A 20,145-nucleotide genomic window follows, 5' to 3' on the forward strand; every position below is an offset into this window, starting at 1 on the left:
AAGCCCGTATAACTTGACCTTCGGGGGCAGGTAACGCAGCGCCACGATGATGAGCATCGGCGGCAGACATCCGCCTGCGACGCCCTGCAGCGCGCGCAATACATAGAGCGTCAGCAGGTTAGGCGCAAACGGGCAGAGGAATCCAAGGACCATCACGGCCAGCACGGCGCCGATCGTGAAGCGCTTGAGCGTGAACGTCACGCCGAACCACGGCGCGAATACCATCGTGGCCACGTTCGTCGCCTCGAAGAGGGCGGTGAGCCACGTCCCGTCGTCACGTCCGATCGAGAACGCGCCGCGAATATCCGCGAGCGCCACCGCGGTGACCTGTTCGTTCAATATGGCCAGCAGTGACGCCAGCAACATGCCGAGCAGGCCGATTGCGACGCGCAGTGGCAGAGTCGCTTCGGTCGGCGTTTGCTGTACTGGAGCCGCTGAGACCGGCGCCGACGACGGCGCGAGCTTCACTTCTCCTGTTCCAGTTATCGGTGCGTTGACGGTGTTCATAAAGGTCCGGCTACCCGTATTTAATGCGGCATTTCGTGGGGAAATCTCCGTGTCGCGCCCAGCGCTTGCAAAGCATTGCTGTCGCGCATTGGGTAGATGGAATTCTAGGAGTAGGCTCGGCTTTCTAAAAGCCGACACAGGTCGCGTATCAGGCCATTTCGTGCGCAAATCTGGCCAACGTCACTGTCGTTATGAAGACGAGGACAACGCGCTCACCCCAGGCAATGAACCTGCTCTTCAGGCAGAACAGCTTTTCATCAACCTGGGGCGGCGCGAACTCGGCTCATTACGGGGATGCCGATATCGCGCTACAGCCGGCTCACGCCTTGGGCTGCACCTCTGCGAAGTATTGAGGCGCCTCGCGGCGATCGAACATTCCGTACTCCCGGACAATGCGGATGTGCCGCAGGCGCACAGACTTCGGCAGGGTGGTATTGCGCTCGAAGGCTTCAGCAGCCGCGAGGTCTTTCCACGTCGCTACCGCGATGACGTCGCCGGGTGTCAACAAGGCATCGAACGCGTCCCACGCGACGAGGCAGGGGGCCTTCGTATCGAGTCCGAGCACCTCTGCAACCGCCTCCGCACCCGCCTGTTTGACCCAGTCCGGCGCGTATTGCGCGTCGAGTAGCGTGACCGCCTTGCCGAGTCCCGTTTCGGTTGCATCGAGGCGTTGCTCGACCAACGTCTGCCCGGCCGGAACGCGTGTATCCGCGACGGTCTGGCCGATGCGCAGGCGATAGTCGGCAAACACGCGATCGCGCGCCGCCTGCTGCACCTTGTGATGGTTCGTCGTCACTCGCCAGCGTATCAGCGACTTCTCATCGCGCCAGCTCGATAGCGAGAGCAGCCATCCCTGGCGTGTCAAACTCGCGTAGCGGGTATTGTCGACGAAACCGTCGATCGCTTCGAGTTCCGGGCGCAGCATCTTGGCCATGCCGAGATAAGCGTCGAATTGTTCGGATAACGGATTGACTTCGAGCATTGCAGAAAACATGGATTCCTTGGTCTGGTTGGGGACGCCTGGTCAGGTGGCAGGACATGGAATCGCAGCGATGCAGTCGATTCATCAGCATGTGACTGTCGCGCGATGGGTGAACTGATTGTCGGAGATGCAAAGAGCTTCTTGAAGCCTCAGTAGGCCGCGTATTGGGCCATTCCATGCGCGAATTCTGCCAGCCCGGTCACGGATAACCAGCCGCCGCGCCGATCCGGAAAGAGTCATTTTCCGTTTGCTCATCAAAGCCACTGCCACTGAGATCGAATATCGCAAAGACCGTTTCGTTTGCTGGTTTAAGGAGTTAGAAATCGGCCATTTGTGGTCTTCTTCGAGTCAAGCGCGCAATGAGAGCGTCGCCATGCAAGGCATGGCGCTTAATATCGCGGCATCTTCCTGGCGTCCGATGACGCGACGCCCCCGTGACAAGGGCGCAGGTCTACCGGCAAGTTGCAAACACATTGAAGTTGGAATCAAGATGGACAGATTACGCGAGATGGAGGTGTTCGTAGCCATCGTCGACGGAGGCAGTTTCACTAGCGCGTCGGACAAACTGGGCATGTCCGCTCCCGCGGTGTCGCGGGCGCTCACCTCGCTCGAAGCCCGTTTGGGTGCGCAACTGCTTGCGCGAACAACCCGTTCAGTCCGGCCGACCGAGGCGGGTATGTCGTACCTCGATGCCTGCCGTAAGGTGTTGGATGCCGTCACGGACGCCGAAGCCGAGGTCGCGGCGTGTCAGGACAATCCGGTAGGCACGCTGACCATTTCCGCGCCGGTGCTGTTTGGCCAGCGCTTCATCGCGCCGTTAATCGATGCGTATGCCCAGCGTTATCCGGACGTCAGCATTAACGCGGTGTATGTCGATCGCACCACGCGACTTCTCGAGGAGGGCGTGGATGTCGCCATCCGGATCGGCCACCTGGGCGATTCGTCGATCTATGCCATTCCGTTGGGCTTTGTACGGCGTCGAACCTACGCGGCTCCGGCTTATCTCGCGGCGCATGGGGAACCCGCTCATCCGAGGGAGCTTGGCGATCACCACTGCGTGTCCCTCACGGGCGTGACGAATCCTCTCGAATGGACGTTTTATGAAAACGGCTCGCGGCTATCGGTCCGGGTTCAGCCGCGAATGATCGTCAACCTGGCGCCCGCGGCCGTGATGGCCGCCGTCGATCGCGTGGGAATCACACAACTGTTCTCCTACCAGGCGGCCCCCGAGGTGCTCAATGGAACGCTGCTCCCGGTCTTGACGGCATTCGAACCCGAGTCGACGCCTGTCAACTTGCTGCATGTGGAGCGGCGCGGCGCAAGCGGTAAGATTCGGGCCTTCGTGGAGTTCGTGACCGAGACGTTGCGCAGAAACGTGCATCTTCAACAACACATGGAGAGCGCGATGGCTGTGAATGAGACTTCAGGAAATTTGCGTTCGGTGAAATAGAGGGGGCCGAGGGCCCGGGTCTTTTTATGCGAGCTCGTCGATACTTCTAGTCGTTCAGTCGGACCCAGTCGACCCAGCGGGCGCGACGGCAAGACGAAGTTCGCGGTAAGCAGTCACCAGCGCATCGAGGCTGAATGACCGGTTCAGGCCGCTGGGATTGGGCAGCACCCATGCGCGTGCGCCGCCGAATGTGGCGGGTTGCAATCCCCACTGGATATCGCGGCTGCCCGACATTGCACTGAGCGCCATCTTGCCGAGGAAGGCCACGCATTGCGGCGCATAGCCTTCAATCTTCCGCTCGAATTCCGTCGCGGCCGCTTTGAATTCCCATGGGGACAGCTGGTCCGCTCGCGCGGTCGGACGCGACACCACCGTTGTGAGACCACAACCGTGCTGAAGAAGCGTGTAGTCGTCGTTGGGTCCGATCTGTTCGGGAGTAAAACCCGCCAGATGAATGACCCGCCAGAACCGATTGCCTCGGCCTGCAAAATGGCGGCCGGTCGACGCCGCTTGCACGCCCGGATTGATACCGCAAAATACGACGGATAAACCCCGCTCAAGGAGATCAGGAAGAGATTGGGGCAAACCGGCGCGAGTCACGGATGGTGTCAGTGTGTTCATTACATGAAGTACATTCGAGGCGCCGCGTGGCAGCCAATCTGCGCAGATCCGCGATCTAGTCGACCATTTCCAGTTCCGCTGTTTCGACTTGCTCTTCCACTTCGGTCGATGTCCACTGCGGCTTACCCGCCGCACCACGGAATCGCTGGCGATACTGTCTGGGCGTAACGTTGAGCCGCCGGAAGAAAGTGGCTCGCATATGCGTGGCGCTGTGAAAACCACAATTGAACGCCACGGTCTTCAAAGGCGCATCGGTTTCTTCGAGCAATTTCCTTGCGGTGTCGACGCGAACCTGTTCGACGAACGCCGAGGGCGTCACCTTCGCATACTTCGCGAATAAGCGCGAGAAAGTACGGCGGCTGACCGACACGGCGCTCGCAAGCTGTTCGATCGACAGCGCGTCGGTGATGTGTTCGGTCACGTAGCGGAGCACCTTGCCGACGATCGGATCCTGGTCCTTCCGCACACCCACGTAAGGACTGTATTGAGATTGTCCGCCTTCGCGCTGGATGTAGACCACCAGACGTTTCGCAACCCGCACCGCCAGTTCGTGTCCCCAGTCTTCGGCTACGAGCGAAAGACACAGGTCGATGCCGGCCGTCACACCGGCGGAGGTAAAGAGGCGTCCATCACGGATGAAGATCCGGTCGGGCTGCACTAACGCCTGCGGAAACTCGTCGGCGAGGCGGCTTGCATCCGCCCAGTGCGTCGTCACTTCCTTGCCGTCGAGCAGGCCGGCGTGCGCGAGCACGAATGCGCCGTTGCAGACGGAACCGAACCGGCTTGCGCCGCCCGCCTGGTTTTGCAGCCACTTCAGAAACCCGGGCCGCGGCTGAACATTGGGCAAGCGCGGTCCGCCTGCCACCAGCAGCAAGTCGAATGGCGTGTCGAAGTCCATATAGCCATGGGGAACCGTGAGTTGCATCCCGTTGGAGCAGGTCACGGTGCCGGCCTCGTTTCCTACGAGAACGACCTCGTATTTCTGGTGCTCGGGCAAAAACGTGTTTGCTTCCGCGAATACGTCCAGCGGGCCAGCGACATCCAGCGCCTGCACATCATCGAATACAACAATGGCGACTTTCATGGCGTGACCCTCGTTCCTTGTTGCCGGCGTTCAAGCCCGCGTCCCTTAAGCGGGCCGGTCGGCCCACCGTTCGCGATTCCGCGCGCGTCCGGTGGAGCGGTCTGCCCGCCGGTTCGCGACACAGGTGTCTCTTCGCTGCAGTCACTATAGGGGCGAAGCGCCACGGGATAAATGCGCTACCCCGAAAATCACTTATTACACCAGGTGGGGGTATCCAAACCGGGAATGCTGCTAGCGAGGCGCGTGGACACGCTCGTTGGCCGTCGTGCGTAGCGCCACCGGCTACGTGGCCCAAATCTCGCCTCCATTGGCCAGCGAAAGCGCTAACGATGCACACAGTCGCTGCGCCGACTACCTATGCTTGTTTTCATCAATGCGGCTGGGAACGAAAAGCCCGGGCGCACCAGAGAATCTGTCGCCGGCGACATGCACGTCCGTCCCTAGCCCCTGGTTGCGCGCCGGACTGGCCACGATGAGGCTACAGCCGCCTCACATATGTCACGGTCGAAGTTCAGACCTGACGCGAATGGAGGACAGATTCATCATGTTGATGGAAAAAATTCAAAGCTCTTTCCTGTTCGGGGGCAACGCGCCCTACGTCGAGGAGCAATACGAACTCTACCTGGCCGACCCGGCATCGGTCGCGGATGAGTGGCGCGCGTATTTCGATGCGTTGCGCGAAACCCCCGCTATCGACGGCAGCGATCGCGATGACGAGCCGCACGCGCCGGTCGTTTCCACCTTCGTCGATCTGGCCAGGCGCTCGCGCGCCACGCAGATCACGCTCGACGACGGCCTGGCGATCGCCAGAAAACAGGTGGCCGTGCAGTCGCTGATTGCCGCGTATCGCATGATCGGCACCCGCAAGGCGAAACTGGACCCGCTGCTGTGGACGCCGCCGAAGGCTTCGATCGAACTCACGCCAGCGTTCTACGGCCTGTCGGCAGCGGACATGTCCACGCGATTCAGCACCGCCGACACGTTTCTTTTCGACGAAGACGCCACGCTGCAGGATATCGTCGCGGCACTCGAACAGACTTACACGGGCACACTCGGCGCCGAGTTCATGCATCTGACCGATGCCGGCGAACGCCGCTGGTGGCAGATGCAACTCGAGTCGACCCGCGCGAGACCTTCGTTTTCGGTGGCGGAGAAAAACCGCTTTCTCGAACGTCTGACGGCTGCAGAAGGACTGGAGAAGTACCTGCACACGCGCTATGTCGGGCAAAAGCGCTTCTCGCTGGAAGGCGGCGAATCGTTGATCGTGTTGCTGGACGAACTCGTTCGCTATGGCGCATCGAAGAAGGTCGACACGGTAGTGATGGGTATGGCGCACCGTGGGCGTTTGAATGTGCTGGTGAACATTGTCGGCAAGCCTTTGCGCGCGCTCTTCGACGAGTTCGAGGGCAAGAGCGGCGACCCTCTGCCGGCCGGCGACGTCAAGTATCACAAGGGCTACAGCAGCGTCACGCAGACGGACGATGGGCCCGTCGATGTCGTGCTCGCATTCAATCCGTCGCACCTGGAAATCGTCAACCCGGTCGTGCAGGGCATGGCTCGCGCCAAAGGGGACGCCTCGGATGAGGGCGACGGCAGCGACGTGCTGCCTGTCGAAATTCACGGCGATGCGGCAATGTCCGGGCAAGGCGTCGTGATGGAGACGTTGAGCCTGTCGTACACGCGCGGACACGGCACGGGCGGAACCGTCCACGTGGTCGTCAACAATCAGATCGGCTTTACGACTTCGGATCCGCGCGATACGCGCTCGTCGTTCTACACCACCGACATCGCGAAGATGATCGAGGCGCCGGTTCTGCACGTCAATGGCGACGACCCGGAAGCGGTGGCCATGGCGGTGCGCCTTGCGCTCGACTATCGCACAACTTTCAGGCGCAGCGTGGTGATCGATCTCGTCTGTTTCCGCAGGCACGGGCATCAGGAACAGGACACGCCCGCCATCACGCAGCCTCTCATGTACCGTGCGATTGCCAGCCACCCCGGCGTGAGGACCGTGTATGCCCAACAATTGATCAAGGAAGGCGTGGTGACGCCGGATCAGGCCAAGAATTACTTCGAAGCGCAGCGCGAAAGCTTCGAGCACGCGAGAGAGAGCAACGCGGTCGAGGCAGCCGTCCAGCCGGACGAAATACCCGCATGGCCGAAGTTTCTCGAGGACTACGCCGGCCCGGTCCAGTATGGCCCTCCGTTGCCCGAGCAGGTGCGTGCGCTGGCCCAGCAGGTCTCGACTGTTCCGGACGGCTATGAGTTGCATCCGCTGGTCGGCAAGATGATTGCCGCACGCCGCGAGATGGCCGCGGGAAACAAGCCGCTCGATTGGGGCATGGGCGAGCACATGGCATTCGCCTCGTTGCTGGGCGTGGGGATCGATGTCCGCCTGAGCGGGCAGGATAGCGCGCGGGGCACCTTCAATCACCGTCACGCCGTTCTGCACAACCAGACGCGCACGAGCCGGTCGGAGGGCGTCTACGTTCCGCTGGAGCATATCGGCGAGGGGCAAGGCCGGTTTACCGTGACGAACTCCATTCTGTCGGAGGCGGCCGTGCTGGCCTTTGAGTATGGCTACTCGACGGTGAATCGCAATGCGCTCGTCGTGTGGGAAGCGCAGTTCGGGGACTTCGCGAATGGTGCGCAGGTCGTGATCGATCAGTTCATCGCAGCGGGCGCCGCGAAGTGGGGGCAACTCAGCGGCTTGACGCTGTTCCTGCCGCACGGACAGGACGGGCAGGGACCGGAACACGCGTCGGCGAGGCTCGAGCGATATCTGCAACTCTGCGCGCAGGACAACATGCGAGTAGTCCAACCGACCACGCCCGCGCAACTGTTCCACTTGCTGAGGATGCAAGCGGCTGTCTTCGATCGCCGGCCGCTCGTCGTGATGACGCCCAAGTCGCTGTTGCGTCATCCGGAAGCCGTTAGCACGCTCGACGACCTGGCCACGAGTGCGTTCCGAGAGATCCTGGTGGATACGCAGGCCGAGGCGTCGCGGGCGTCGAGTGTGGAGCGCGTGATCGTGTCTTCAGGCAAGGTCTATTTCGATCTGCTGGAACAGCGCCGCACGTCGGGTGTTGCCGACACGCCGCTCATCCGCGTCGAACAGTTGTATCCGTTTCCGTCCCGGCAGCTCGCCGCGGAGTTCGCGCGCTATCCGAACCTGAAAACGGTGGTCTGGTGTCAGGAGGAGTCGCGCAACCAGGGCGCATGGAGCTTCGTCGAACCGCAGTTGCGCGAGATCGTGCCTTCTGCCGCGCAACTGCGGTATGCGGGGCCGGCGGCTTCCGCGTCGACTGCGCCCGGTTATCACGCGGTCCACGCGGCGAGGCAGGCAGCGCTGATTTCGAGCGCATTCGCGGACTGACAACGCATGCATAGTGCGGTGATGCCGGTGCATCACCGCAATGGCTGAAATCCGGCCTATCCTGGCCCGTAAACAAGCTCTTTTACGGGTGTGCGCAGCCTCGATCGTTGTCAGAATGAACAAAGCCGTTTCTCACGATACTTCCAGACGCACATCAAAAAAGTGCTGGATGGGCTGCGCTTTGTACGGAGAACCCGTCGGAGCAATCGCCCATAAGCTGGTAAGGAACATACGCTGTTCTCGAGTTGGAAGGGAAATCGTCCTTAGATTTTGGCCGCTGATGTACTCAGCGCCCGTTTCCATGCGAGCCAGCCATGACCCAAAACCCAAACGTTGCTTTAGACGCTCTTCTGAAACCGCCGGCTGCCGGCGAATTGATGTCGGGCGCCGACATCATCCTGCGCGTGCTCAGCGAACAGGGCGTCGATACCGTATTCGGCTATAGCGGCGGCGCAATTCTGCCGACGTACGACGCCGTGTTTCGCTTCAACGAAATGCACGCGCAAACGCCCGAGCGCCAGATCAAACTCGTCGTGCCCGCCAATGAACAGGCCGCCGGCTTCATGGCCGCCGGTTACGCGCGCGCGAGCGGAAAGGTCGGTGTCTTCATGGTGACGTCGGGCCCCGGCGCGACGAACGCGGTGACGCCGATCGCCGACTGCAACGGTGATTCGATCCCCGTCGTCCTCATATGCGGGCAGGTGCCTCGTGCCATGATCGGCACGGATGCTTTCCAGGAAGCGCCGGTCTTCAACATCATGTCGGCGTGCGCGAAGCAGGTGTTTCTGGTGACCGACCCGGCAAAGCTCGAACAGACGCTGCGGACCGCATTCGAAGTCGCGCGCACCGGCCGCCCAGGTCCGGTCGTCGTGGATGTGCCCAAGGACATCCAGAACTGGACCGGTACTTACCAGGGGCAGGGTACGTTGCAATTCAGAGGCTATTCCGACCGCCTTCGAATGGTGGCAAAAGGCGCTCGTCTCGACGAGGACAAGCGCACCGGCTTCTTCGATCTACTGGCGCAAAGCAAACGGCCGCTGCTGTATGCCGGCGGCGGCATTATCACGGCCGGCGCGACCGCTGAGCTGCGTCAGTTTGCCGAGCGCTTCGGAATCCCCGTGGTGACCACGTTGATGGGTCTCGGCGCGATCTCCGTGAAACATGAACTGGGCCTCGGCATGCTCGGCATGCACGGCGCTGCATGTGCGAACTACGCGGTGGAAGATTGTGACTTCCTGATCGCGGTGGGCGCCCGCTTCGACGACCGGGTCGCCGGTGGCCGCCCTGACGCATTCGCGCCCAGAGCGCGGCATGTCGCGCATATCGACATCGACGAAGCGGAAATCAACAAGGTGAAACGGGCGCGCTGGACGCACGTAGGCGACGCGAAGGATACCTTGCTGTCCCTGATGAAACACGGCCCCGCCGCGCAACCGCCTTTGGACTGGCTCGATCGTATCAAGGAACTGAAGCGGGTCTACGGTATGAACTACGACCGGAATAGTCCGGCAATTCAGCCGCAATTCGTCGTCGAAAAGCTCAGTGACCTGACCGGCGGGCGAGCAATCGTCACCACGGGCGTCGGCCAGCATCAGATGTGGGCTGCGCAATTTTTCGACTTCGTCGAGCCGCGCAGCTTCCTGACTTCGGGCAGCATGGGGACCATGGGTTTCGGGCTGCCCGCGGCTATCGGTGCTCAACTGGCGCGGCCGGACGCGCTTGTGATCGATGTCGATGGCGACGGCAGCATCCGCATGAATATTGGCGACCTGGAGACGGCCACCACTTATGGCGTGCCGGTCAAAGTCCTGCTGCTGAACAATCTCGGCGACGGGATGATCCGGCAATGGCAGCGTCTCTTTTACGAGGGCCGCTTGTGCGTGAGCGACAAGTCGCTGCATCGCAAGGATTTTGTCATGGCGGCACAGGCCGACGGGTTCGAGTTTGCGCGTCGCGTTGCAACCCTGAGCGAACTCGAGGACCAGCTTAAGGCCTTCATCGAATTCGACGGACCGGCTTTTCTCGAAGTGATGGTCGACGAGAACGCCGATGTGTTTCCGATGGTGGGGCCGGGGCAAAGCTACGCGAATATGGTCACCGGGCCGTTCATTCCGTCCCGGGCCGAGCCGGAAGCCGGAGGGAAGGGCACAGAGCGTCAGGCGGCCGCGGATATGTTCTAACGTTGCTTCGCGTGTGATTCTTGCGATCTTCCGCGCCCGCTCAGAACGACGTGCCAATCTGAAACTGGAACTTCTGATACTTGTCAGTCGCATGTTTGACGACTGGAAAGCCGAGCGACAGCTTGAGCGGGCCGATCGGCGAAATCCATTCGAGACCCGCGCCATAGCTGTAACGCAAGCCGTTGGCGCCAGTGCTGTTGCCTTCGTCGCCCCAGACGTTGCCGGCGTCGAGGAAGGTGAATACACGCAGCGTGCGGTCCCAGCCGCTGCCCGGCAGCGGGAACGTCATCTCGACGTTGGCCACCACCATCCGCGAGCCGCCGATCGGGTCGCCGGTCGTCTTGTCGGTCGGCCCGAGCGAGCCGGCCTCGTAGCCGCGCACCGAGCCGATACCGCCCGCGTAGTAGTTCTTGAAGATCGGATAGGCCTTGCCGGCAAAACCATTACCGTAACCGCCTTGCAGATTCAGGCCGAGAATGAAGCCGCGCGCGAACGAATAGTAGTACTGTGCCTGCACGTCCGCCTTGTAGTACTCGGTGCCGCCGGCGGGCGTGCCCACTTCGCCGTTGGTCTGGATAAAGTAGCCGCGGCTCGGCACGAGCGCGCTGTCGCGATTGTCGCGAGCCCAGCCTGTCGTCAGCGGCACGTTGTTCACCACGCGGCCAAATTCGGAGACGTAATCCAGATAGCTTTGCGGTGTGGAGGAATCCGTGTTCAGGCGGTTCTGTTCGAGCCCGACGCCAAAATAAACCGTGTCCGCTTCGGAAAACGGAATGCCGAATTTCAGGTCCGCGCCCATCGTGATGATGCGGAAACTCGTGTCCGTGTAGTTGTAGAGCGGATAGCTGGTGCGGTAGTACACGTCGGTGATCCGCTTGATGCCGTCCACCGTGAAATACGGATCGGTTTGCGTCACCGTCAGCGTGCGATAGGTCTTCGCGGTGTTCACGTTCACGGCGAGGCTCGTGCCCGAACCGAATACGTTGTCCTGCGAGACTCCGGCCGAGAGCACCACTTTGTCCGTCGATGAGAAGCCCGCGCCCAATGTAATCGCACCGGTGGGTTTCTCGCTCACTTTGACGTCCACGTCGACCTGGTCGGGCGAGCCTTCCACCGGCACGGTGCTGACGTCGACGTCGGTGAAATAGCCGAGCCGGTTGACGCGGTCTTTCGAAAGCGTGAGACGGTTCGAATCGAACCACGAACTTTCGAGCTGGCGCATTTCGCGTCGCACCACTTCATCACGTGTGCGCGTGTTGCCGATCACGTTGATATGGCGCACATAGACGCGGCGGCTCGGGTCCACCTGCAGTGTCAGATCCACTCTATGGCGCTGCTGGTCGATCTTCGGCACCGCATTCACGGTGGCGAACGCGTAGCCATATTCACCCAGCTTGTCGACGATGGCCTTGGTGGTGGCCTGCAGTTTCTCGGCGGAGAAACGCTCGCCGGCTTTGATATTCACGAGCTTTTTCAGTTCGGCTTCGCGATCGAGCAGGTTGCCCGCGAGTCCGATCGACGCAATCGTGTACGGCGCGCCTTCATGCAGGGTGACCGTGAGATACATCTCCTTCTTGTCCGGCGTCAGCGATACCTGAGTCGACTCGATACTGAACTCCAGATAGCCGCGATTCAGGTAATACGAGCGCACGTGCTCCAGATCGCCGGTCAGTTTGTCTTTCGCGTACAGGTCGTTCTTGGTGTACCACGAGAACCAGTTCGGCGTGGACAACTGCATCTCGTCGCGCAACGTGTCGGTGCTGAACGCCTGATTGCCGATGAAGTTGATCTGGCGGATCTTCGCGCTCGGACCTTCGGCGACCGAGAACAGCACGGCCACCCGATTGCGGTCGATCGGCGTGATCGTGGTGGTGACTTCGGCGGCGTAGTAGCCGCGCGTCAGGTATTGGCGCTTGAGTTCCTGTTCGGCCTTGTCGACCAGCGCCTTGTCGTAATAGCGGCCTTGCGACAGTCCGACCGAACTGAGCGCCTTGGTCAGGTTTTCCTTATCGAACTCGTGAATGCCCGCGAAATCGATCGTGCCGACCGCCGGACGCTCCTGCACATACACGATGACGGTATCGCCCTCCGTCGAGATCCGTACTTCGTTGAAGAAGCCCGTGGCATAGAGCGCGCGGATCGATTCGGAGGCCTTGTCGTCGCTGAAGGTGCTGCCTTGTTTGATCGGCAGATAGGCGAACAGCGTGCCGGGCTCGACGCGTTTCAATCCCTCGATACGAATGTCCTGCACCACGAAAGGTTGCGCAGCGTGGGCGGATCCGCTGGTCAGCGTGATACCGGCGAGCGAGAGCGCACCGGCTAGACGGCTCGTTAACACTTGAAGGTTCATCTTGGGTTTCCGTCCCGATGCATCGCACGATAGAGTGGAAGAGCGCGATGCATTCGAAACGACGTGCCTTGGCTCTGGAAAGCGCGAAGTATAGGGACGCGCGAGCCGTCGATCGTTACTGAAAACTTTCCGTACATTAGGGTTGCTAACGTGCGCAACGTGCTCGTTGGGCAGGCGTGTGCGGTTTGCGGGCGGTGCGTCGAAATAAAGCGTTACAGAACCCAACGAAGCGTAGGGGGCGTGTAACCCAGCAGCCGGCGTGCGCTGCTATCGTCAACTGGTCGATTCCGCTACCTGCGAAACGCGTCTCTGGAGAAGCGATCATGATTGAATACTTTTCACCCGCAGTTCTGGCGGCGGTCCTGCGTGTCAGCTCGACGCCGGTCTTTTCGATCCATCTGGCGCTGGCCTCGCTGCTCGCTCCGCGCGAGGCGTCCGGCAGCGCGCCGGCCACGACGGACGGCACGGCCGTGAGCCGTGCAACGGCCCGGCGGGAGGGCGCGAGCCGTGTCTGATGCGTCGACCTTCATGCTCAATTCGATTACCGACATGCAATTGACGGCGGACGGCCAGTATCTGCTGATTCACGGTAATCAACCTACGGCGGCGTTGCATCGGTCGGTGCTCAACGACCTGCTGGTCGCGTTGCCCAATGCGATCGAGCACGCCGACCGTGTGATTCATAACGATCAGGAGATGGGTTTCGCGCTGCACTGCCAGGGCTGGGAAGTCGGCCGGCTCAACGGTATGGAGATGGTGGTGATCCGCTTCCGGCTTTCCGGCAGCGCGGGCTTGTCGTTTTCGTTGCCGGCCGGGCAGATTCCTTATCTGCTGCAGGCGCTCGGCGGCGCGGCGGGCGTGAATGCGGCCGGCGCAAGCGAGCCCCACTCGAACGACATGACGCTTCAGTAAAGCCCGCTCGATCCCCTCGGTCCGCTCGATCCACTCGCGCATGACGCGGCTCAAACGGGCGCTTGCCCGGCTTCCTCTTCACTGCGCCGCATTGCTGCGTCCTCTATCCTTTCCGGGCATTACCTGATTTGATACTACGCCGTGTTTTTCAGCGTCTGCGTTTGCGGCCGCTCGTTCCTCTCGTGCTCTGCGCAGCGGGATGCGCGCCCCTTGCCGGTCACGCGCAACTGGCCGGCACCGCGGCAGCGCCCGAATCGCTCGACGGCATCTGGGGGCTGCGCCTCGCGCCGCAATTGAGCGAGCAACCCTTGCGGCCGGGCGACCGACCCGCCACCTTGGCGATGGCCGATTCGATGACCACCACGACCAGCACGGATGTCGCGTTGCAAGGACATGCGCAGTTGCGGCGGCCGGCGTCGGTCGTCGCGGGCGACGCGCTCTATTACGACGTCGACCGCGACAAGGCCGATGCTTATGGCCACGTGCACCTCGTCGACAACGGCAACGTGTTCGACGGCCCGGACGCGCACTTCTACGTGGAAGCGAACGAAGGCTATATCAGCGTACCGAAGTACCGGTTTTATCTCAGCGGCGGATGGGGCAGCGCCGAGCGCGCGGATGTGGTCGATAACGAACGCACCGTCGTTCATCACGGCACGTACAGCACGTGTCAATGCGAGTCGGCGCCGGCGTGGTATCTGAAGGCATCCGAATTCGATATCGACAGCGGCAATGATGAAGGCATCGCCCACAACGGCGTGCTGTTTTTTCAGGGCCTGCCGCTGCTGGCTAGCCCGTGGCTGTCGTTTCCATTGTCGGGTGCCCGCCGCAGCGGTTTCCTGCCGCCGACGTTTTCGGTGAGTTCCACCAACGGCGTCGACGTCGCATTGCCGTACTACTTCAATCTCGCGCCGAACTACGATCTCACGCTCACGCCGCGCATCATGTCGCGCCGAGGCGAGATGCTGACGGCGGATTACCGCTATATCCAGCCGAACAATTCGGGAACGATGTCGCTCGCGTGGCTGCCGCACGATGCGATTACCGGAACGCAACGCTACTCGATTGCGTTGAATCAGAACTGGAACCTCGGTTCAGGCCTGAGCGCCTATGTGAACTACAACCGCGTGTCGGACTCGACGGTATCGACGGATCTGGCCTCGGGCGTGGCGTTTCCGACCGGCTCCACCACGCTGTATCAGCAGGAGGCGGGCCTCAACTATACGAATGGGCCGTGGAGCGTGCTGGCTCGCGAGCAGCGCTGGCAGACTTTCTCGAGCGACTCGACGTATAACCGCGAACCGCAGGTCAACGTGCGATATGCGCGCTATAACGTGGGCGGCTTCGACTTCGGGGCGGAAGCCGACGCGACGCGCTTCACGATCTCGTCTTCGGATATGACGCAAGGCAACCGCTTCGTGTTCAACCCTTACGTCAGCTATCCGATCGAACGCCCAGGCTGGTTCATCACGCCGAAGCTCGCGTGGCATTTCGCCGCCTACGATCTGACTTCGATCGGGACGGACGTGCCCGCCGGCGAGCCGAAATCGTTCAGCGTGAACGTGCCCACCTTCAGCCTCGATTCGGGCATGCGGTTCGAGCGCAGCGTGCGGCTCTTCGGACAATCGTACATACAGACACTCGAACCGCGGCTCTTCTACGTGTACACGCCGTATCGCAACCAGGCGTTCGCGCCGCTGTTCGATACGGCGACGGCCGATTTCGGGCTCACGGAACTGTTCATGCCTAACAGCTTCGTCGGCAACGACCGGGTGTCGGACGCCAATCGCGTCACCGCCGCACTGACCACGCGTTTTATCGATCCTGCCAGTGGCGACGAGCGCGCCCGCTTCATCCTCGCGGAGCAGTACGACTTCCGCACGCCGCGCGTGACCCTGGAAACCGGCGATGCGCTCAGCACGGTCGCTCGCACCGGTGTGATCGCGGGGGCGTCGTACAAGGTAGGCCCGGATTTCACGACCGAACAGGCGGTGGAGTACAGCCAGGCCAACCATTACCTCACGCACGCTGAAGCCGGCTTCGGCTGGGCGCCGGGCGCACGCCAGGTGTTGAACGTCGCGTACCGCTATACACGCGCCAACAGTACGCTCGATTATCAGCCGGTCAATCAGTTCATCGTGTCGGAGCAATGGCCGCTCGCGCACAACGTGGTGAGTGTGGCGCGCGTGAATTACGACATGAGCACGCACCGGTTGATCGCGGGCTTGCTGGGACTTCAGTACGACGCGGATTGCTGGTCATTGGGCGTGGCGTTCGAGAAGTACACCAACGCCACGAGTTCGACCACCTCGCCGAGCACGGGCACGCGTGTGCTGATGCAGCTTCAACTGAAGGGCTTTTCACAGGTGGATAACGGCCTGCTCAACCAGTTTCGCGCGAACGTGCCGGGTTATACGCCGGCTTCGACGGTCAACGAGCCGACCTCGCGATTCAGCGACTATCCGTAAGCGAACTCATGGCTTGTCTCCCGGTTTGCCGCGCACCAGCGACTACGGATGGCGCTCCAGATAATCGGCCAGCGCGTTCAGCGATTGCAGCGTGCGGGTCAACTCCTGCAGCGCCTGATGCACGTCCGACTGCATCGGCGAGTCCTGCTGCAAAGTCGCCTCGGCCGAGCCGAAGGTTTGCCGCGCGGCGGCGAGTGTGTCGCGCGCCTGCGGCACGACTTCGTTGTTCAAACGGTTGAACAGCGCGTCGGCGTTTTTCAGCGATGCGTTCAGATTCGAGCCGATCTGATCGAATGGAATCCGGTCGAGCTTCTTCGCGATGTCGGCCACCTGGGTCTGCAACGCGTCGAGCGTGTTCGGAATGGTCGGCAGCTGGACCGGCTCGCTATTCGCGTCGAACTTGACGGGCGCGGCGTTGGGGAAGATGTCGAGCGCGATGTACAACTGGCCCGTCAGCAGGTTGCCGGTGCGCAATTGCCCACGCAAGCCGCGCTCGACGAGACGCCGCAACAGTTCGTGGCTGGCCGCGGTACCCGCCTCGGGCAGGGCCGCGCCACGGGAGCGCCGGCGCAGCCGGTCCGGGTACAGATCCAGCGTCACCGGCATGACGAAGCTGCGCGCGTCCGGGTCGTATTCGACGCCGATGTCCGTCACCTGGCCCAGCACGATGCCCCGGAAGTCGACCGTCGCGCCCACTGACAGCCCACGCAGGGACTGGCTGAAGATCATCACGGCACGCACCGGTGTGCTGTCCGGCGCGCGCATGGCGTCCACTTCGTCGGCGGCGAGCCGGAAGTCGGTTTTCTCCGCGGCCGGCGTGCCCATCGGCTGGCCTGGCGGCGTCTGGAATGCAACGCCGCCCACCAGAATTGCCGCGAGCGACTGCGTGTTGACGACGAAACCGTTTGAATCGAGCCGCACGTTGACGCCGCTCGCATGCCACCAGCGCGAATTCGAGCCGACGTACTGGTCATACGGCGCGGCGACGAACACCTGCATCGTCACGCCTGTGCCGTCCTTGTCGAGCGAAATGCCGTAGACCTGGCCCACCTGCACGCGCCGGTAGAAAATCGGCGAGCCGATATCGATCGAGCCGAGCGAATCGCCGTGCAGCGTGAAGCGATGGCCTTTCTGGTCGGCGGTGATGGGCGGCGTCTCCAGTCCGACGAACTCGGTTTGCATCTGCGTGGAGCGGCCGACATCCACGCCGATATACGCGCCCGAGAGCAGCGTGCCGATGCCCGACACGCCGGCGGCGCCCACGCGAGGGCGGACCACCCAGAAGCGGGTGTCCTTGGCCGCGAACCTCTCTGCCTGCTTGGTGAGCTGCACGGCAATCTGCACGTGCGTGCGATCTTTCGACAGCGTGATCGACTTCACCGAACCGATTTCGACGTCCTTGTACTTGACCTGGGTCTTGCCGGGTTCGAGGCCTTCGGCGTTGTCGAAGACGATCGTGATTGCCGGGCCGCGCTCCGTGACCGCCTTGACGACCAGCGCGAGACCGATCAACGCCGCGATCAGCGGCACGACCCAGACTAGCGAGGGCAGCCAGCTGCGCCGCGGCGTGATGTCGGGATCGGGCAGATCGGGCGGCAGGGCGGGTCCTTGTGGGCTACTCATGGCGAGGTTCCGAAGCGTGGCTGGGCGCGGCCTGCCTGCGGCTCGCCACGCAGGTCCGGACGCGCGCGAGGATCGAACTGCGGCGCCATGCTCACCGCTAGTCCCGGGGCGCCGTACGCCGGGCGCCCACGCGCGATTGCGGCCGGCGGTGCCGACGCCGCGCTCAGGGGTTCACGGCCTCCCACGACGAGTCCGGATCGAACGATTTGAGCGCAGCCGCGGCCGCCGCCGAATTTGGGCCGAGGTTCTTCTGATAGATCTGTCTGTCCTGATTGACGATGAAGCTCATCACGCCCGTCTTGCCGTATTCGGCGGGCCACGCGACGACGCCGTAACCCTTGGTCATCGCGCCGTTCTCGACGTAGTTCTGACTGCCGCCTTTCGCATGCGGCCCTTGCGCGGTCAGGATGCGGAAGTGATAGCCGTAATAGCCCTCTTTCGAGATGTTCTCGGTATGCGGCATGGCCGCGGCGAGCGGGCCGAGCGGACTCTTTGTCTCATCCGACGTGGTCGGCCAGTACAATCCGTCGTGCTGGCCCGGTGTGCTGAGAATGCGCTGCGCGTAATGCTGGGTCGACGCGTGATAGTCGCCTTGCGCATCGAGAATGGCGAGGGATATCAGCATGGCCGCGTTCTCGTTGCGGCCGATGCGGCGCGTCGCAATCTCGTCGCGGCCGGCCACGGGATCGAAGCGCCAGCCTTTGGACGTCTGCACGAGCGGAATCGGCAACGTCCAGCCACTGGTGCCGACCGACAGATGCTTGCTCGCATGGCCGTTCAGCGGCGCCGGATCGTCGACGATCTGGTGTCCCTTCGACCATGCGCCGAGAAAGTCGTAGATATCCTGTTCACCGATGTTTTGGGTCGGAATGAAGCGGGTGAAGTCCTTGCCGAGCACATGCTGCATGGCGGGATGGTCGCTGCTGGCGAGCGCTTCGACGAACGCGTCGACCGCGGCCTCGGGCGTCGGATACAAGGCTTGAGCATCCGCCGCGGACGCGCCGGTCAACAGCACGGCGAACCCGAGGGCAGTAGCGGCGCGGCGCGGGCCGAGCGCGAGAGCAAAGGCTTCGGCCAGACGTGCGCCGGGAGTGTGGAATAGGCGGATGCGAATCATGAGCGGCTCCTGTGAGATCGGTTCAACGTTGCCGGCCGAAGTGACGCTGGCCACCGCCGCCCGCGCCCAGACCGCCGCCACGCGGCTGGCCACCGCCGCCCGCGCCCAGACCGCCGCCACGCGGCTGACCGCCGCCGCCCGCGCCGAAACCGCCGCCGCGTTGCTGCCCACCGCCGCCCGCGCCGAAGCCGCCGCCAGCGCGCTCGCCACCGCCTCCCGCTCCCAGATTGCCGGCACGTTGCTGAGCGCCGCCGTTCGCGCCGAGACCGCCGCCGCGGTTGCTCGCCTGCGCCTGCCGGCTGGCTTGTCCGCGCTGCACGTCGCGCTGCGCATCGCCGCCGTTGCCCGCGCCACGTAACGCGTTGTCGCGGTTCACGTTCTGCGCGCTGTCGCGAATGCTGCCGGCCGTGTTGCCGCCCTGGTGGATGCCCTGCACGCGCTGGCTGGCGGTTCCGCCCAGATTCTGGCCAGTGCGGTTCTGCAAGGTCTGCTGCGCCTGCGCACGCGAGGCCGCCGCTGCCGACGTATCGCGCCCGCGATACGCGTCGCGTTGCGCGCTGCCCACGTTGGCCGAGGTATTGCGGTTGAAGGTGGAATTCCGTTTCCAGTTGGTCGTGCTGCTATTCACGTCGAGCCGCCGGTTCACATTGATGTTGTTGTACTGATTGACGTTGATGTTGACGCTGTGATTGTTCCAGTTGACGTTGCTCCACAGCGAACTGGTGATCGCGACGCCCACGCCGAACGCGAGACCCGCGGCGAGACCGCTGGCCACGGCATAGCCCGGCGGGGGCGGCACATACACGGGCGGGTAGGCCGGATAGGGCCACGCGCCGTAGACGACCGTGGGGTTGTAGGTGGGCACATAGACGACCTGCGGGTTGACCGGCACGATCTGGATCGTGCTCTGCTCGACCACGACTTTCTGCTGCGGGTTGGTCTGCAGGTTGCCGGCCTTCTGCGCCTGTTTGCGCAGTCGCTGCACGGAATCCATCACGTCGTTCGGCTGCGCGAGAAAAGCGTTGCCGAGTTGCGTGACCCAGTCGGGTTTCGACGCCATGGTGGCCAGCACCTGCGGAAACGCCACCAGCGATTGCACGCTCGGGTCCCACGGTTCCGACGCGACCGCCTTCACGGCGTCGTCGCCCTGGAGTTTCGGATTGGCCTTCGACCATGCCGCCGCCGCCGGCACGTCCTGCGGAAAGGTGGAGGCCATCAGCACCTGCGCGAGGAGCGCGTCGGGGTAGAGCGCGATCGGCGCGGTCAGCGAGTCCAGTTGTTGGTTCGAGATCTTCGCCGGGGTCGGCGCGGCGGTTTGCGCATGAGCGGCCGGCGCCGTGACATCGAGCAATAGCGGCGAGCCGGCCAGTGCGGTCAATGCGGCTAGAAGAATTCGCGATCCTCTCTGGTATGCCCTGGAGCGTTTCACGATCAGCTCTCCCTTGTTGGAAGTTGTTTGTGGCGCAGTGGTGCGG

At 62.6% G+C, this 20,145-nt stretch carries 14 protein-coding genes; 6 read left to right on the forward strand and 8 right to left on the reverse strand.

The window, feature by feature from the left end; genetic code table 11:
* Both PQR54_RS37130 and PQR54_RS37135 read right to left on the reverse strand, forming a co-directional pair.
* A partial coding sequence (locus PQR54_RS37130) for an MFS transporter (RefSeq protein WP_408254786.1) occupies positions 1–507 on the reverse strand: 507 nt, incomplete at its 3' end.
* A gap of 319 nt (positions 508–826) precedes the next feature.
* Complete coding sequence (locus PQR54_RS37135; protein ID WP_408254789.1) at positions 827–1,501, reverse strand: antibiotic biosynthesis monooxygenase family protein; 675 nt, start codon at positions 1,499–1,501, stop codon at positions 827–829.
* Positions 1,502–1,736: 235 nt separating this feature from the next.
* On the opposite strand from PQR54_RS37135, the gene PQR54_RS37140 reads away from it, so the two are divergent.
* Positions 1,737–2,939 carry a LysR family transcriptional regulator gene (locus PQR54_RS37140; protein WP_408254792.1) on the forward strand — a complete coding sequence of 401 codons (1,203 nt, stop codon included), beginning with the start codon at positions 1,737–1,739 and terminating at the stop codon, positions 2,937–2,939.
* 54 nt (positions 2,940–2,993) lie between these two features.
* Here the strand turns inward: PQR54_RS37140 and mug are convergent, their stop codons facing one another.
* Positions 2,994–3,560, reverse strand: coding sequence for a G/U mismatch-specific DNA glycosylase (gene mug / locus PQR54_RS37145; protein WP_408254795.1), 567 nt, complete (start codon positions 3,558–3,560; stop codon positions 2,994–2,996).
* 55 nt (positions 3,561–3,615) lie between these two features.
* Positions 3,616–4,644: a GlxA family transcriptional regulator gene (locus PQR54_RS37150; RefSeq protein ID WP_408254797.1), complete on the reverse strand. Its 1,029-nt coding sequence runs from the start codon at positions 4,642–4,644 to the stop codon at positions 3,616–3,618.
* A 544-nt stretch (positions 4,645–5,188) separates the two neighbouring features.
* Between PQR54_RS37150 and PQR54_RS37155 the strand changes: the two genes are divergently transcribed.
* Together PQR54_RS37155 and ilvB are read left to right on the forward strand one after the other, a co-directional pair.
* Entirely contained in the window at positions 5,189–8,020 is a 2,832-nt protein-coding gene (locus PQR54_RS37155; protein ID WP_408254800.1) for a 2-oxoglutarate dehydrogenase E1 component, read from the forward strand.
* Positions 8,021–8,334: 314 nt separating this feature from the next.
* A complete protein-coding gene (ilvB, locus tag PQR54_RS37160; RefSeq protein ID WP_408254803.1) occupies positions 8,335–10,200 on the forward strand; it encodes a biosynthetic-type acetolactate synthase large subunit in 1,866 nt (621 codons plus the stop codon).
* A gap of 40 nt (positions 10,201–10,240) precedes the next feature.
* On the opposite strand, the gene bamA is transcribed toward ilvB, so the two are convergent.
* Positions 10,241–12,550 (reverse strand): outer membrane protein assembly factor BamA, encoded by a 2,310-nt coding sequence (gene bamA / locus PQR54_RS37165; protein ID WP_408254805.1) that lies wholly within the window; start codon positions 12,548–12,550, stop codon positions 10,241–10,243.
* A gap of 323 nt (positions 12,551–12,873) precedes the next feature.
* On the opposite strand from bamA, the gene PQR54_RS37170 reads away from it, so the two are divergent.
* The 3 genes from PQR54_RS37170 (at position 12,874) to PQR54_RS37180 (ending at position 15,930) form a co-directional block, all read left to right on the forward strand.
* Positions 12,874–13,065: a hypothetical protein gene (locus tag PQR54_RS37170; RefSeq protein WP_408254807.1), complete on the forward strand. Its 192-nt coding sequence runs from the start codon at positions 12,874–12,876 to the stop codon at positions 13,063–13,065.
* On the forward strand, positions 13,058–13,462 hold the full coding sequence (locus tag PQR54_RS37175; protein WP_408254810.1) for a hypothetical protein: 405 nt from the start codon (positions 13,058–13,060) through the stop codon (positions 13,460–13,462). The genes PQR54_RS37170 and PQR54_RS37175 overlap by 8 nt, the downstream gene beginning before the upstream one ends.
* Positions 13,463–13,644: 182 nt before the next feature.
* A complete protein-coding gene (locus PQR54_RS37180) occupies positions 13,645–15,930 on the forward strand; it encodes an LPS-assembly protein LptD (protein ID WP_408254812.1) in 2,286 nt (761 codons plus the stop codon).
* 42 nt (positions 15,931–15,972) lie between these two features.
* Here PQR54_RS37180 and PQR54_RS37185 read toward each other — a convergent pair whose 3' ends face one another.
* The 3 genes from PQR54_RS37185 to PQR54_RS37195 form a co-directional block, all read right to left on the reverse strand.
* Positions 15,973–17,553 (reverse strand): PqiB family protein, encoded by a 1,581-nt coding sequence (locus PQR54_RS37185; RefSeq protein WP_408254815.1) that lies wholly within the window; start codon positions 17,551–17,553, stop codon positions 15,973–15,975.
* 163 nt (positions 17,554–17,716) lie between these two features.
* Positions 17,717–18,670, reverse strand: coding sequence for a DUF2950 domain-containing protein (locus PQR54_RS37190; RefSeq protein WP_408254818.1), 954 nt, complete (start codon positions 18,668–18,670; stop codon positions 17,717–17,719).
* A gap of 22 nt (positions 18,671–18,692) precedes the next feature.
* Positions 18,693–20,099 (reverse strand): DUF3300 domain-containing protein, encoded by a 1,407-nt coding sequence (locus tag PQR54_RS37195; RefSeq protein WP_408254820.1) that lies wholly within the window; start codon positions 20,097–20,099, stop codon positions 18,693–18,695.
* Positions 20,100–20,145 lie beyond the last annotated feature (46 nt).

It is taken from the genome of Paraburkholderia phytofirmans, from assembly GCF_046028095.1.
GTDB lineage: Bacteria > Pseudomonadota > Gammaproteobacteria > Burkholderiales > Burkholderiaceae > Paraburkholderia > Paraburkholderia phytofirmans_A.

Bases quoted from the DNA above. Each gene is read 5' to 3' on its own strand.
- PQR54_RS37135 (WP_408254789.1), bottom strand. From the start codon at position 1,501: ATGTTTTCTGCAATGCTCGAAGTCAATCCGTTATCCGAACAATTCGAC.
- mug (WP_408254795.1), bottom strand. From the start codon at position 3,560: ATGAACACACTGACACCATCCGTGACTCGCGCCGGTTTGCCCCAATCT.
- PQR54_RS37150 (WP_408254797.1), bottom strand. From the start codon at position 4,644: ATGAAAGTCGCCATTGTTGTATTCGATGATGTGCAGGCGCTGGATGTC.
- PQR54_RS37155 (WP_408254800.1), top strand. From the start codon at position 5,189: ATGTTGATGGAAAAAATTCAAAGCTCTTTCCTGTTCGGGGGCAACGCG.
- ilvB (WP_408254803.1), top strand. From the start codon at position 8,335: ATGACCCAAAACCCAAACGTTGCTTTAGACGCTCTTCTGAAACCGCCG.
- bamA (WP_408254805.1), bottom strand. From the start codon at position 12,550: ATGAACCTTCAAGTGTTAACGAGCCGTCTAGCCGGTGCGCTCTCGCTC.
- PQR54_RS37170 (WP_408254807.1), top strand. From the start codon at position 12,874: ATGATTGAATACTTTTCACCCGCAGTTCTGGCGGCGGTCCTGCGTGTC.
- PQR54_RS37185 (WP_408254815.1), bottom strand. From the start codon at position 17,553: ATGAGTAGCCCACAAGGACCCGCCCTGCCGCCCGATCTGCCCGATCCC.
- PQR54_RS37190 (WP_408254818.1), bottom strand. From the start codon at position 18,670: ATGATTCGCATCCGCCTATTCCACACTCCCGGCGCACGTCTGGCCGAA.